Annotated in this window: 13 protein-coding genes and 1 pseudogene; 5 read left to right on the forward strand and 9 right to left on the reverse strand. The window is 67.6% G+C overall.

Going from position 1 to position 13,406, the window contains the following annotated elements; genetic code table 11:
• Window positions 1-70: 70 nt before the first annotated feature.
• The 5 genes from HDA44_RS18300 to ftsE form a co-directional block, all read right to left on the reverse strand.
• Entirely contained in the window at window positions 71-631 is a 561-nt protein-coding gene (locus tag HDA44_RS18300; RefSeq protein WP_184836003.1) for a DUF1707 and DUF4870 domain-containing protein, read from the reverse strand.
• Window positions 632-827: 196 nt separating this feature from the next.
• Window positions 828-1,301, reverse strand: a complete 474-nt coding sequence (smpB, locus tag HDA44_RS18305) for an SsrA-binding protein SmpB (protein ID WP_184836005.1) — start codon at window positions 1,299-1,301, stop codon at window positions 828-830.
• 186 nt (window positions 1,302-1,487) lie between these two features.
• Entirely contained in the window at window positions 1,488-2,930 is a 1,443-nt protein-coding gene (locus tag HDA44_RS38585; protein WP_184836007.1) for a peptidoglycan DD-metalloendopeptidase family protein, read from the reverse strand.
• Between the two features lie 93 nt (window positions 2,931-3,023).
• On the reverse strand, window positions 3,024-3,935 hold the full coding sequence (ftsX, locus tag HDA44_RS18315; protein WP_238352483.1) for a permease-like cell division protein FtsX: 912 nt from the start codon (window positions 3,933-3,935) through the stop codon (window positions 3,024-3,026).
• Window positions 3,936-3,954: 19 nt separating this feature from the next.
• On the reverse strand, window positions 3,955-4,644 hold the full coding sequence (ftsE, locus tag HDA44_RS18320; protein WP_184836010.1) for a cell division ATP-binding protein FtsE: 690 nt from the start codon (window positions 4,642-4,644) through the stop codon (window positions 3,955-3,957).
• A gap of 389 nt (window positions 4,645-5,033) precedes the next feature.
• Between ftsE and HDA44_RS38590 the strand changes: the two are divergent.
• Window positions 5,034-6,110, forward strand: a pseudogene (locus HDA44_RS38590) (MFS transporter); the annotation flags it as partial.
• Between the two features lie 72 nt (window positions 6,111-6,182).
• Here the strand turns inward: HDA44_RS38590 and HDA44_RS18325 are convergent.
• On the reverse strand, window positions 6,183-7,232 hold the full coding sequence (locus HDA44_RS18325) for a carbohydrate kinase family protein (protein WP_319045032.1): 1,050 nt from the start codon (window positions 7,230-7,232) through the stop codon (window positions 6,183-6,185).
• Between the two features lies 1 nt (window position 7,233).
• On the opposite strand from HDA44_RS18325, the gene HDA44_RS18330 reads away from it, so the two are divergent.
• The 4 genes from HDA44_RS18330 to HDA44_RS18345 all read left to right on the forward strand — a co-directional run bounded on the left by HDA44_RS18330 (window position 7,234) and on the right by HDA44_RS18345 (window position 9,893).
• Window positions 7,234-7,758 (forward strand): hypothetical protein, encoded by a 525-nt coding sequence (locus HDA44_RS18330; RefSeq protein ID WP_238352484.1) that lies wholly within the window; start codon window positions 7,234-7,236, stop codon window positions 7,756-7,758.
• Window positions 7,751-7,918, forward strand: coding sequence for a hypothetical protein (locus tag HDA44_RS18335; protein WP_184836014.1), 168 nt, complete (start codon window positions 7,751-7,753; stop codon window positions 7,916-7,918). Before HDA44_RS18330 ends, HDA44_RS18335 begins: the two co-directional genes overlap by 8 nt.
• 161 nt (window positions 7,919-8,079) lie before the next feature.
• Window positions 8,080-9,408, forward strand: a complete 1,329-nt coding sequence (locus tag HDA44_RS18340; protein WP_337906105.1) for an ABC transporter substrate-binding protein — start codon at window positions 8,080-8,082, stop codon at window positions 9,406-9,408.
• 86 nt (window positions 9,409-9,494) lie between these two features.
• Window positions 9,495-9,893 (forward strand): cytidine deaminase family protein, encoded by a 399-nt coding sequence (locus HDA44_RS18345; protein ID WP_238353147.1) that lies wholly within the window; start codon window positions 9,495-9,497, stop codon window positions 9,891-9,893.
• 43 nt (window positions 9,894-9,936) lie between these two features.
• Here the strand turns inward: HDA44_RS18345 and HDA44_RS18350 are convergent, their stop codons facing one another.
• From HDA44_RS18350 to HDA44_RS18360, 3 genes are all read right to left on the reverse strand, one after another.
• Window positions 9,937-10,932 (reverse strand): TIGR03842 family LLM class F420-dependent oxidoreductase, encoded by a 996-nt coding sequence (locus tag HDA44_RS18350; RefSeq protein ID WP_184836018.1) that lies wholly within the window; start codon window positions 10,930-10,932, stop codon window positions 9,937-9,939.
• Between the two features lie 176 nt (window positions 10,933-11,108).
• Window positions 11,109-12,515, reverse strand: a complete 1,407-nt coding sequence (gene hydA, locus HDA44_RS18355; RefSeq protein ID WP_184836020.1) for a dihydropyrimidinase — start codon at window positions 12,513-12,515, stop codon at window positions 11,109-11,111.
• A gap of 27 nt (window positions 12,516-12,542) precedes the next feature.
• A complete protein-coding gene (locus HDA44_RS18360) occupies window positions 12,543-13,385 on the reverse strand; it encodes a nitrilase-related carbon-nitrogen hydrolase (RefSeq protein ID WP_319039123.1) in 843 nt (280 codons plus the stop codon).
• Window positions 13,386-13,406 lie beyond the last annotated feature (21 nt).

Raw genomic sequence — 13,406 nt, forward strand, 5'->3', positions numbered from 1 at the left:
GGAGGGTTGGTGGAAGGTCCACAGTACCAAGTCCAACCGGCGAACCGCATCCCACATTCCCGCGGCGGGCCTACTTGATCAGGCGCAGCGTGAACGGGTACCGGAACTTGCCGCTGGCCGCGGTGGCGAGGCCGCCGATGCCGGTGAGCATGAACCAGAGGATGCCGAGGATCGGGAACAGGAACCCGGTGAACCCGTGGGTGAAACCGGAGATGACGCCGAGCAGCGCGAACGCGCCGGTCGCGGTGAGCTGGAAGTTCAGCGCCTCGACCGCGTGTTTGCGTACGGCCGGGTTCTTCTGGCCGGCGGTGGCGACGACGAGGGCCGGGCCGACGAAGAACGTCGGGTACCCGAGCCAGTGCGCGATCGTGCCCATGCCGCGGCCGTCACCCTGGTACTGCTGCAACGGCGCGGGCCGGGTGAACGCGGCCGGGGCGAAGGTCGGTACCGGGCGCGCGACCAGGCCGTCGAACGTGCTGTTCAGCTCGGCGCGGGTGCGGGCGTTGAGGGCCTTGTCCAGCCGGAGGTCGAACTCCGTGTGGTCGAGGCGGCCGTCGGCGTACATCTCTTTGAGGATCTCGACGGCCCGATCCCGCTGCGCCGAGGTCACCAGCAACTCTGAAGTGGACATACCTCTACTGTGCGCGCCCCAGCCCGCCCACCCCATCCGGTTCAGCCCGGACCAGCCCCTGACCCGACCCCAACCCCGCCACGGGCACCGTCCCGGCGGGGTTCTCCACCGTTGTTGTGGGTTCTCCACCCGCACAAGAGTGGAGAACCCACAACACAAGTGGATATCCCACTGCGGGAGAGACGGTTATCGGCTGTCAGTGGCGGTTTCGGTCGGAGAGGGCTCGTTGGGCTTCTCGGTTGGCTTGGCGTTCGGCCAGGGCGTGGCGTTTGTCGTAGTCCTTCTTGCCGCGGCCGGTGGCCAGTTCGACCTTGGCGTAGCCGTCCTTGAAGTACAGGGACAGCGGGATCAGCGAGACACCCTGCGCCTCGACTGCGCGGATGAGTTTCTGCACCTCGTCCTTGTGCAGCAGCAGCTTCCGGGTACGCCGTGGCTCGTGGTTGGTCCAGGTCCCGTGTTTGTACTCGGGGATGTGCATGCCCTGCAGCCAGAGCTCGTTCCCGCGGACCGCAGCGAACGCGTCGACGAGGGAGGCCCGGCCTTGCCGCAGGGACTTGACCTCGGTCCCGGTCAGCACCAGCCCGGCCTCCACCACGTCCTCGATGTGGTAGTCGTGTCGCGCCTTACGGTTCTGCGCGATCGGCTTGTCCCGGCCGGTCTGTTTCACCATCCGACCAGTATCGCAGGTAGCCAGCGGTCGTCGCCTCCATTTCCTTCAGCACCAGCGGCGTCCAGGTGGGTGCATCGCAAGGCGGAAGGCGAGCCTCGATGCGGTGTTCATCGTGGCTCGCCTTCCAACGCGGCGAGGTGCCCGCCTGGGCGTCGCTGGTGCGAAGGAAATGGAGGCGGCGACCGCTTAGAGCCACCCCATCGGATTAACGACGTTGCCGTCCTTGTAGACCATGAAGTGGAGGTGGCAGCCGGTCGAGTAGCCGGTGGTGCCGGACCAGGCGATGATTTCGCCCTTGCGTACGCGCTCGCCGACCCGGGCCTTGTACTTGGACAGGTGGTTGTACACCGTGGTGATCGACGACCCGCTCATCACGCCGTGTGAAATGAACAACCGGTTCCCGTAACCGCCGTTGAAGTACTTGTCGGTCACGACCCCGTCGGCCGCGGCACGGACCGGCGTACCGCAGGGTGCGCGGAAGTCGGTGCCGTCGTGCAGCTTCCAGTAGTGCAGTACGGGGTGGAAGCGCATCCCGTACGGCGACGTGATGTAACTGCTGACCGGATACCCCAGCCGCCCGCCACCGTTCGACACCGGGTCCGGGACGTGCCGCGGCGGCCGGTTCTCCTTGCGCGCCTTCTCGGCCTCGGCCTTCTGGGCAGCCGCCTTCCGACGCGCCGCGGCCGCCTTCTCCGCCTTCGCGCGGGCGGCCAGCATCGCCTCGACCCGGCCCCGCTCCCGCAGCAGTGAGTTGTACTGCGCGAGCTCGCTGTTCTTCTCCTTCTCGGCCGCCTTGTACGCGACCAGCTTCACCTTCGCCACCGTCGCCGCCTCGGCCTTGTCGGCCGCGACCTGCTTGGTCAGCTCGGTGACCTTGCGTACCGTCGCCGCCGAGGCCGCCCGCGCGGCCGCGGCGTCCTTCTCCGCGGCGGCGACCTTGACCCGCCTGCTGGCGAGCTGCGCCTGGGCGTTGTTCAGGTTCGTGATCGCGTTGCTCTGGATGCCGAACACGTTCCGCTGGACCTGCATACCGGTGGCGATGTCGGCCGGCGCGGCGCCGCGGAGCGCGATCGACAACCCGACCAGCGTGTTCTGCTGCTGGTACGCCGAGCGGACCGCGCGACCGGCGACCGCGCGCTTCTCGGCGATCTGCTTCTCACCGGCCTCGACGTCGGCGATCGCGGTCTTCAGCGCCGCCTCGGCGGCCGCGAGCTTGCCCGCGGCAACGGCATCGGCGGCCTTCGCGGCGGCCAGCTGACCCTGCGCGGCGGCATACCGGGCCTGGACGGCCTGGTACTTCGTCTCGGCCTGGTTGTACGCGGCAACGGATTTGCCGAGCTGGTCGGACGCGTCGTCGAGATCAGCCTTCTGCTGGTTGATCTTCGAGTCGAGTTGCTTCTTCTTGGCGGCTGGATCCGGCGGTTTCGCTTCCGCGAACGGCGCGGACGGAACCGCCGCCAGAACTCCGGCGGACAGGGACAGGACAAGGCAGCAGGCGGCAACCACCGTTGGCCGGCCCTGCGGTCGCAAACGTGATCGCGGGTACGGCGCGGCGGGGGTACCGGTGCTGTCGTCTCGCTGGATGCGCTCCCGCTCAGGCGGGTTCGCACCGGGGAAGTGCGGGACCACAGGTCGACCCCTTGCTGTGGATGAAATTGTGCGGTGCAGGAGTCACGGCTGGTGCTGCTGTGACTCCTGATACTGCACGATAGGTCACCCGGGTCAGACTTTGAGGTATTTCCGCGTTGTCAGGAATGTCGGGATCACGGCCAGGATCAGGCCGGCCACGACCATGATCAGGGTGGCGCGGAAGGTTTCGGTGGCGCCCACCCACTGCCAGACCCGGAAGGTTTCCTGGGCCCGCTGCATGACCACGAAGTACACGCCGACCCAGAGGGTCGCGCAGGCAAAGATCGCGCCCACCAAGGCGGCCAGCACCGCCTCCAGCAGGAACGGCAGCTGGATGTAGAAGTTCGAGGCGCCCACCAGGCGCATGATGCCTATCTCCCGTCTCCGGGCGTACGCCGCCAGCCGGATCGTGTTGGAGATCTGCATCAGCGCCGCGACCAGCAACAGACCGGCCGCTATCAGCGCGCCGACTTGCAAGCCGTTGAGTGCCTTGAACAACGGATCCAGGTACTGCCGGAGGTCCTGGACGGTATCCACCCCGGGCAGTCCGGCGACCGCACTGACCAGGTTCTGGTACTTCTGAGGATCTTTCAGCTTGACCCGGAAGGACTCCTGCATCTGGTCCTGGGTGACCGTGCTGACGATCGGCGAGTCCTTGTACAGCTTCTTGAACGACTCGAACGCCTGCGCCTTCGACTCGGTGAAGACGCCGTCCGGAGCGGTGTCCGGGTTCGTCTCGATCACCTGCTGGATCCGGTTCTTCTGCTCCTGGGTCACCTCGGTGCCGGAGCAGCCGCGGCCGCCGGAGTCCTTGGTGCAGAGGAAGACCGAGATCTGGATCTTGTCGTACCAGTTCCCCTTCATCAGGTCGACCTGCTCGCGGGCGAGCAGCGCGCTGCCGAACAGCGACAGCGAGACCCAGATGGTGACGACGACCGCGATCGTCATCGACAGGTTCCGCTTCAGGCCGATCCCGAGGTCGGAGAGGATGTAGTTCAAGCGCATCTGTTAGTCAGTCCCCTGGTCAGTGCTGGTAGCCGTAGACGCCACGCGACTCGTCGCGGACGACATGACCGTTCTCCAGCTCGATCACGCGCTTGCGCATCTGGTCGACGATGGACACGTCGTGGGTGGCCATCACGACGGTGGTGCCGGTCCGGTTGATCCGGTCCAGCAGCTTCATGATGCCCACCGACGTACCCGGGTCCAGGTTTCCGGTCGGCTCGTCGGCGATCAGGATCATCGGCCGGTTCACGAACGCGCGGGCGATCGCGACCCGCTGCTGCTCACCACCGGACAGCTCGTCCGGGAGCCGGTCCTCCTTGCCGTCCAGACCGACCAGCTCGAGTACCTCGGGCACGGTCTTGCGGATGTGCGAGCGCGGCTTGCCGATCACCTGCAGCGCGAACGCGACGTTCTCCGCGACGGTCTTGTTCGGCAGCAGCCGGAAGTCCTGGAACACGGTTCCGATCTGCCGGCGCATCTGCGGAATCCGCCAGCTGGCCAGCCGGTTCAGGTCCTTGCCGGCCACCATGATGTGGCCCTTGGAGGTCCGGTGCTCTCGCAGCACCAGGCGCAGGAACGTCGACTTGCCGGACCCGGAGGTACCGACCAGGAAGACGAACTCGCCTTTTTCGATCTCGACGTTGACGTTCAGCAGAGCGGCCCTGGTCTGGCCCTCGTACGTCTTGGAGACATTCTCGAAGCGGATCACGGATTCATCCGGCCGTGGTCGGGAACAGGGAGTAGCGCGACGGTAACCACGAAGGGCACCGTACGCCACCGGAGCGGCCGGCGATCAGTCTAGGCGTTCCCGGGCGTGCCGCCGACCAGGCGTGCCGCTCCGTACGGCCACGTCCGATACCCGGTAACGATGCGCGGCGCGGTGATGGCGCCGCCGGTAAAGGTGCGGCCGGGGCGCGGGTCGCGTACGCTTGCCGGCATGTCGTTCCTTCGTGACTGACGGTGGCTCCCGTGGGCGCATTCGCGCGCGCGGTCGAGCCCATTCCGTCACGAATCTCCAGGAGCGTTCCCGTGTCCGGCACCCCTCGTGCCGGGAGCTACCGCGACGTCCTGCTGCTGCCGTCGGCGCCGCGCACCTTCGTGCCCGCGCTGTTCGGCCGGCTGGCGTACGGCCTGCTCCCGCTGTCCTTGCTCATCACTGTCCGTCAATCCACCGACTCGTTCGCGACGGCCGGCGCGGCGGTCGCCGTGTTCGGTCTGATGTCGTTGTCGATGCCGTACAAGGCGCGGCTCGTCGACCGGTACAGCCAGCGCCGCGTACTCCCCGTCCTCGCCGCCGGCGCGTCCGCCGGTCTTGTCGGCATCACCACATTCGGCACGACGCGTACGCCCGTGCTGCTCCTGGTCGGCATAACCGGATTGCTCGCTCCTCCTTTGGGACCGTCGATGCGGGCGAACTGGCGTCGGCTCACTGAGCATTCAGTACTGAAAGAACGTGCGTACGCGCTCGATGCGGTTGCCGAGGAATGTCTTTTCCTTGGCGGACCACTGATCGCGGGCACGCTGATCAGCTGGGTGTCCGCGGCGGCTGCTCTCAACTGTTCGGCCGCGCTGCTCTTCATCGGAACGGTCGCGATGGTGACGAGTCCGGTGACGACACGGACCGCGGCACCGGCGCCGAGCCGGCATCCGCTCGGTCCGCTGGTACTTCCCGGGTTGCGGCGGATTCTGCTTGTCATCATGGCTACCGCGTCAGGCGTCAGTGCCGCGTACTTGTGCGTGGCCGGTGTCGCGCAGCACGCCGGGCGCCCCGGGGCAGCCGGGTACGTCGAGGCCGCGATCGCTGCCGGCAGTGTGGTCGGCGGCGTACTTTGGGCGCGCCGGACGCACACGCGTACCTGGTCCACTCACCTTGGCGGACTGATCGCCGTACTGGCGGCCGGACTGATCGCGGCATCGTTCGTGACCGACCTGGTCGTGCTTGGTGTCGTGCTCGGGATCGCTGGGGTCGCGGTGGCTCCTTGTTTCGTCGTGGCGTATCTGGCGGCCGACGAGGTCACGCCGCCGCACCAGCGCACCGAGGCGAGTACGTGGATCAACACCGCGAACAACCTCGGCGCCGCCACCGGCGCGGCACTCGCCGGACTCGTACTCGACCGCGCCGCACCGTCGTGGGGATTCTTGGGCGGCGGCGTCCTGCTGCTCGTCGTCGCCACGCTGTGCTGGTCCGGCGCGGGAGCACGCCGATCGGATGTCGGACCGGGTGGGGCGGAGGGCGCGCCGGGTCAGTCAGGCGTCGGAGAGACGGGCGATGGTGGCGGAGGCGCGGCGGACGATCGGGACCGGGCCGGCGGGGAGTACGTCGCCGATGAAGGCGTAGTGCCGGAGGATGTCGGGGTCGACGCCGCCGGGGCGGTGCCGGCTGTGGTCGCGGACCCAGTCGATGATGTCGCCCCAGCCGGGCGCCGCGAGCGAACCACCGAAGTGCTGCACCGACAACCCGGCGCACAAGTTGCCGAAGGCAAGGCGATGGGCGAGCGGCCAGCCGCGCAGCGTGCCGAGTACGAGTGAGGCAAGGAAGACGTCGCCGGCGCCGGTCGGGTCGTAGGACCGGACCGGCAACGCCGGCACCTGCTCCTCCTCGCCGGTCGCCGAGTCGATCGCGAGCACACCGTCGGCACCGTTCGTGACGACGGCCAGCGGCACCCGCTCGGCCAGCTTGTGCAGCGCCGCCTTGGGCGTGTCGGTCCGCGTGTACGCCATCGCCTCGGTCGCGTTCGGGGTGAACGCGTGGAACCCGTCCAGGACATCGAGCACCGCCGGCGACCATTCGTCGGTCGGGTCCCAGCCGACGTCGCCGAACAGCAGCGCGCCGGACTCGCGGGCCTCGACCGTCCAGCCCGGCAGCTCGTCGGCGACCGGCACGATCGCGGACGTGGTGTTCAGACCGGGACCGACCAGTTTGCTCGGGTCGCCCGGCGCCTCGTGCGCGTGCGTCACCATCGCCCGGTCCCGGTCGATCGACATCGACACCGTGACCGGCGAATGCCAGTGCCCGATCCGCCGCGAATGCGAAAGATCGACCCCTTCCTGATCCGCCAGCGTCCGCCAGCAGAAGTCGGCGTACGCGTCGTCGCCGAAAACCGCCGCCAGCCCGGTCCGCAGCCCGAGCCGGGCGGCCGCGATCGCGAAGTTCGCGACGCCGCCCGGACACGACCCCATCCCCTCGGCGAAGATCTCGGTACCGGTGGTCGGGGCCGTCTCCAGACCGGTCATCACGATGTCGAGGAACACGGTCCCCTGTACGAATACGTCGTAGCGATCCGGATCGTCCGTCACGGTGAGCCTGCTCCTTGTCATCCTGGTCGCCTGCCGCGCCGCCTGTCGGTGGCGGGTGGAATGCTTCTTCGTAGCATCTTCGGCGGCTCAAGGCCACGTCATTCCCGGACAGTTCGAGGAGTCGTATGCGTACCTGGATGTGCTTGTGATTCCGACCTGGATCTCGGTCGTCGGGGTGGTGATGACCGTGCTGAGTCCGCTGCTCGCTCTCGGTGGCGTGATGCTGGGCGCGTACCTGACCCGGAAGTCCGACCGGGAGCTGGACACCTGGCGGCACCGCGAGGAGACGATGCGGATGGTCCGGTGGGCGGTCGAGCAGATCCTGGAGGGCGAGGACGCCGGCACGGACGCCGGTGTGGTGACGCTGCGTTCACTGATGCGATCCGAACTGTTACAGCCGGAGGACTACGACCTGGTCGCCGCGCTGACCGCCGCCGTCGCGATCGACCGGGTCGGCCCGGCCGCGTACGCTGATATCGCGGACACCGATATCGAGGTCGTCGAGGGAGACAGTGACCATGGCTGAGAAGAAGACCGTGAAGGTCTCCCGCCAGGCCGTCGAGCTGGCCCGCTTGCACGTCGAGGCCGCCCGCCGCGCCGGCCGCAAACCCGACGAAGCCGTCGCCCGCATCGCCGGTGCCCGCCCCGCCCCCGGCCCCGGCACCCCCGCCCCAGCCCCCGCCTGATCCCGTCCTCTTCTGTCGCGTACGGCGCGATCGCCCTGTCTGTTCCATCACCTGTCACTTCCCCACGCACGACCGCCCGGCCGTGTGACGGGGCGGCGCGGGTGCGTTCGGTGGGCGGGATTGGCGGGTGACTGGGCCTGGGTGGTTCTAGGCTCGGGTCGATGCGCGGGCTGTGGGACCGTGCCGGGACGGAGGAACGCGAGATGGCGGGTGCTGGGATCAGCCGGCGGGGCGTGCTCGGGCTGGGTGCCGGGCTGGCGGCGATGGCGGTAGCTGGGTGCGGGTCCAATTCGGGGCGGCCGTCGTCGGGCGGATCGGGCGGGTCCGGCGACAAGGCGACGCTTCAGCAGTGGTACCACCAGTACGGCGAGGCGGGTACGCAGCAGGCCGTCGAGCGGTACGCGAAGGCGTACCCGGACGCGACCGTGACGGTGCAGTGGTCACCGGGTGACTACGACAAGAAGGTGTCGACGTCGCTGCTGACCGACCAGGGTCCGGACATCTTCGAGTACGGGAACGGCCCGACGATCGACATGATCAAGGGCAAGCAGGTGGTCGACCTGTCCGACCTGCTCGGCGACGCGCGCGGTGATTTCAACTCGGCGCTGCTCGACCGGATGTCGTACCAGGGCAAGCTGTACGGCATCCCGCAGGTGATCGACATGCAGCTGCTCGTGTACCGCAAGAGCCTGCTCAGCGCGGCCGGCGTGCAACCGCCGCAGACCGTCGACGAGCTGCTGGATGCCGCGAAGAAGCTGACCACCGACAAGGTCAAGGGCCTGTTCGTCGGCAACGACGGCGGGGTCGGCGTACTCGGCGGACCCGCGATCTGGTCGGCCGGACTGGACTACCTGACCGTCGACCACGAGTTCGGCTTCGACGCACCGACCGCGTACGAGTCGCTGAGCAAGCTGCGGCAACTGTGGACGTCGAAGGTTCTGTTGCTCGGGGCACCGACCGACTGGTCCGACCCGTCCGCGTTCACGCAGGGCCTGACCGCGATGCAGTTCACCGGGTTGTGGACGCTGCCGGTGATCGAGAAGGCGTTGCCGGGCGACTACGGCGTACTCCCCTGGCCCAAGCTGAATGCCACCGTCGGCGAGCCGAGCGTCCCGGTCGGCGCGTACGGGGCGTGCGTGAACGGGAAGTCGAAGAACGTGGAGGCGGCGAAGAAGTTCGTGAAGTGGTTGTGGGTCGACCAGACCGATGACCAACTGGACTTCGCCCAGTCCTACGGGTTCCACATCCCGGCGCGGAAGAGCCTGTCGGACAAGGCAGAGAAGCTGAAGTCCGGCCCGGCCGCGGACGCGGTAAAGCTGCTGAACGACCACGGCCACCCGCAAAACCCACTCCTCTGGTCACCAAAGGCGGGCACCGCGTACACCGACGCCCTGAGCCGCATCATCCGCAGCGGCGCCGACCCAGCCACTGAGATCAAGGCCGTCAAGTCAGTAGCCGACGCCGAACTGAAGCGAATCACCAGCAGCTGATCCACCGGCTGGTCGACCGGCTGATGTACCGGCTGGTCGACCGGCCGCTTCGTGGGTGGTGTGGGAGAGTTGGCGACATGTTGAGTATGGATCCGTTGACTGATGATGACCGGGAGCTGATCGAGCTCGCGCGGCAGACGGTTGATGCGAATACCGACGGACCGGACGGCGTGTACACGATGGGCGCCGCGGTCCGCGGCGCCGACGGCCGGATGTACGCCGGCATCAACCTGTACCACTTCACCGGCGGCCCCTGCGCCGAGCTGGTGGCTCTCGGCCGGGCCCGCGCCGACGGTGCCCGTGAGCTCACCACAATCGTGGCTGTAGGCAACGAAGGCCGTGGCGTGGTCGGCCCGTGCGGCCGCGACCGTCAGGTCCTGGTCGACTACCACCCCACCATCCGCGTCATCCTCCCCACCCCCGACGGCCCCCGCTCCGTCCTCGCCACCGACCTACTCCCCGGCGCCTACCGCTGGGCCCCATAACCGACTCTATGACCGGCTTCGTCGTGGGCTGTGTTTCCGGCGGTTATTGCAGCGCCGGCAGCACGTTCTTCCCGTATGCGGCGAGGGTTTTCTCCTTGGCGTCGTGTTGTAGGTACAGGGCGAACTGGTCCACCCCGAGCTCCTTGAGCTCGGTCAGACGTGCCAAGTGGTTCTCGACCGGACCAAGAATGCAGAACCGGTCCACGACCTCGTCCGGCACGAAATCTGTGTGTGTGTTCCCCGCCCGACCATGCTCGGCGTAGTCGTACCCTTTCCGTCCCTCGATGTACTCGGTCAGCGCCCGCGGCACCGCCCCGGACGCCCCGTACCGGGCGACGATGTCCGCGACGTGGTTCCCGACCATCCCGCCGAACCAGCGCGTCTGCTCACGCTGATGCGCCACGTCATCACCGACGTACGCGGGCGCCGCCACGCAGAACTTGATCGCCATCGGATCCCGCCCGGCCTGCTCCGCGGACCTTCGTACTGCCGCGATCATCCACGCCGCGATATCCGGGTCGGCCAATTGCAGGATGTACCCGTCGCCGACTTCACCGGTCGCCTTCAAAGCACGTGGCCCGTACGCGGCGACCCAGACATCCAGCGCGCCGTTCTCGATCCACGGGAACTTCAGCTGTTGCCCGCGGTACGAAACGCTCTCGCCACGCGCGAGCCCACGCACTACCTCGACGCACTGTTCCAACTCGTCGACCGTGCCCGGTTGCGCGCCGAGCGTACGCAACGCCGAGTCGCCGCGACCGATCCCGCAGATCGTCCGCGGGCCGAACATCTCGTTCAGGGTCGCGAACTGGGACGCGATCACGGTCCAGTCCCGCGTCCCAGGGTTCGTCACCATCGGCCCGACGATCACCCGCTGCGTACTGGCCAGGATCTGGGTGTAGATCACGAACGGCTCCTGCCAGAGCAGATGCGAGTCGAACGTCCACACGTACCCGAACCCGGCGTCCTCCGCCTTCCGCGCCAGCTCCACCACCGCGGACGCCGGCGGATCACACTGGAACACCACACCGAAGTCCATTGGTCTCCCTCCAGGTTGGGTCTGATGGTCACACGCCGTAGCGAGCAGGTGCTCGGTGCGGTAGCTCGCCGTCCTGGAGTGAAGGCCTCGATGCGGTTCCATCGTGGCCTTTGCTCCAGGGCGGCGAGGTGCCGTGCCGAGTGCCGCGCAGTAGGCGTGTGACCATCAGACCCAACCTAAATCAGATAAGACGACAGGCCGCGTTCGAGGAACTTACCGCGACCCTTCCGGCCGTGGTAGTTGCCGTCGGCCACGATCACCTCGCCGCGGGAGATCACCGTACCGACCCGGCCCTTGATCTCGACCCCTTCGTACGCGGAGTAGTCCATGTTCATGTGGTGCGTCGCGGTACCGATCCGGGTCGCGCCGTTCGGGTCGTAGATGACCAGGTCCGCGTCCGATCCCGGCTGCACGATCCCCTTCCGCGGGTACAGGCCGAACATCCGCGCCGGTGTGGTCGCGATCGTCTCGACCCAGCGCTCCAGTGACAACTGGCCGTCGACCACGCCCTGGAATACCAGATCGACCCGGTGCTCGACGCCGCCGATCCCGTTCGGGATCTTCGAGAAGTCGCCCAGGCCGAGCTCCTTCTGGTCCTTCATGCAGAACGGGCAGTGGTCGGTGGACACGATCGCGAGATCGTTGTTCCGCAGCCCTTTCCACAGGTCCCGCTGATGCGACTCGTGTTTGCTCCGCAGCGGCGTCGAGCAAACCCACTTCGCGCCTTCGAACCCGGGCGCGCCGAGCTGGTCCTCCAGCGTCAGGTACAGGTACTGCGGGCAGGTCTCGGCGAACACGTTCCGGCCCTGGTCGCGGGCCTCGGCGACCTTCGCCAGCGCCTGACTCGCGGACAGGTGCACGATGTACAGCGGGCAGTCCTGAGCCACCTCGGCCAGCGCGATCGCCCGGTTCGTCGCCTCCGCCTCGAGCGCGGCCGGGCGGGTGATGCCGTGGTAGATCGGGTCGGTCTCGCCGCGTTCCAGCGCCTGCTGGACGAGTACGTCGATGGCGATCCCGTTCTCCGCGTGCATCATGATCAGCGCGCCGTTCTCGCGGGCGGCCTGCATCGCGCGCAGGATCTGGCCGTCGTCGGAGTAGAACACCCCCGGGTACGCCATGAACAGCTTGAAGCTGGTGATGCCCTCGTCGGCAACGAGTCGGTCCATCGCCTTCAGCGCGTCGGCGTCGACGCCGCCGAGGATCATGTGGAACGCATAGTCGATGTGGCACTCGCCCGCGGTCTTCGCGTGCCAGGCCGCGAGACCGTCCTGTACGACCTCGCCGGTGCGCTGGATGGCGAAGTCGATGATCGTGGTGGTGCCGCCGTACGCCGCGGCGCGGGTGCCGGTGTCGAACGTGTCGCTGGCCGAGGTACCACCGAACGGCATCTCCATGTGCGTGTGTGCGTCGATCCCGCCCGGAATCACATACTTGCCGGCGGCATCGATCACCTCGTTCACGGTGATCCGCGGGGTGTACGACGGGTCGAGTACGGCGACGATCTTCTCGCCCTCGACCAGTACGTCGGCGACCCTGGTCCCGGTCGGTCCGACGACGGTTCCACCTTTGACCAGCAAAGACATGCTGTCCCCTTACGGCTCGGGCCGCGGCTACGGCTTGGTGAGGTCTCCGTACGCGTCCGGGCGGCGGTCGCGGTAGAACTGCCAGCGGTCCCGGACCGTGTCCAGCAGCCCGAGGTCCAGGTCGCGGACAATCAGTTCCGGATTGTGGTCATCGCCGACCTCGCCGACGAACTTGCCCTCCGGGTCGACGAAGTACGACGTCCCGTAGAAGTCGTTGTCGCCGAACTCGGACTCGATCCCGACCCGGTTGATCGCGCCGATGAAGTACTCGTTCGCGACCGCGCTCGCGGGCTGTTCCAGCTTCCACAGGTACGCCGAGAGGCCGCGGCTGGTCGCGGACGGGTTGAACACGATCTTCGCGCCGGCCAGCCCGAGCGCCCGCCAGCCCTCCGGGAAGTGGCGGTCGTAACAGATGTACACGCCGATCCGGCCGACCGCGGTGTCGAACACCGGGTACCCGAGGTTGCCCGGCCGGAAGTAGAACTTCTCCCAGAACCCCTTCACCTGTGGGATGTGGTGCTTCCGGTACTTCCCCAGGTAGGTGCCGTCGGCATCTATCACGGCGGCGGTGTTGTACAGCACGCCCGGCTGCTCCTGCTCGTACACCGGCAGCACCATCACCATCCCGAGCTCCCGCGCCAGCGCCGCGAACCGCTCGGTCGTCGGCCCGGGTACGGACTCGGCGTACTCGTAATACTCGGCGTCCTGCTGCTGACAGAAGTACGGCCCGTAGAACAACTCCTGAAAGCAGATCACCTTGGCGCCCTGCGCGGCCGCCGACCGCGCGTACTCCTCGTGCGCCTTGACCATGGACTCCTTGTCACCCGTCCAAGACGTCTGAACAAGCGCGGCCCGCACAACCTCCGCCACCAGAACCTCCCCAAGTAGCCG

This window comes from Kribbella solani (assembly GCF_014205295.1).
In the GTDB taxonomy this organism is placed as follows: domain Bacteria; phylum Actinomycetota; class Actinomycetes; order Propionibacteriales; family Kribbellaceae; genus Kribbella; species Kribbella solani.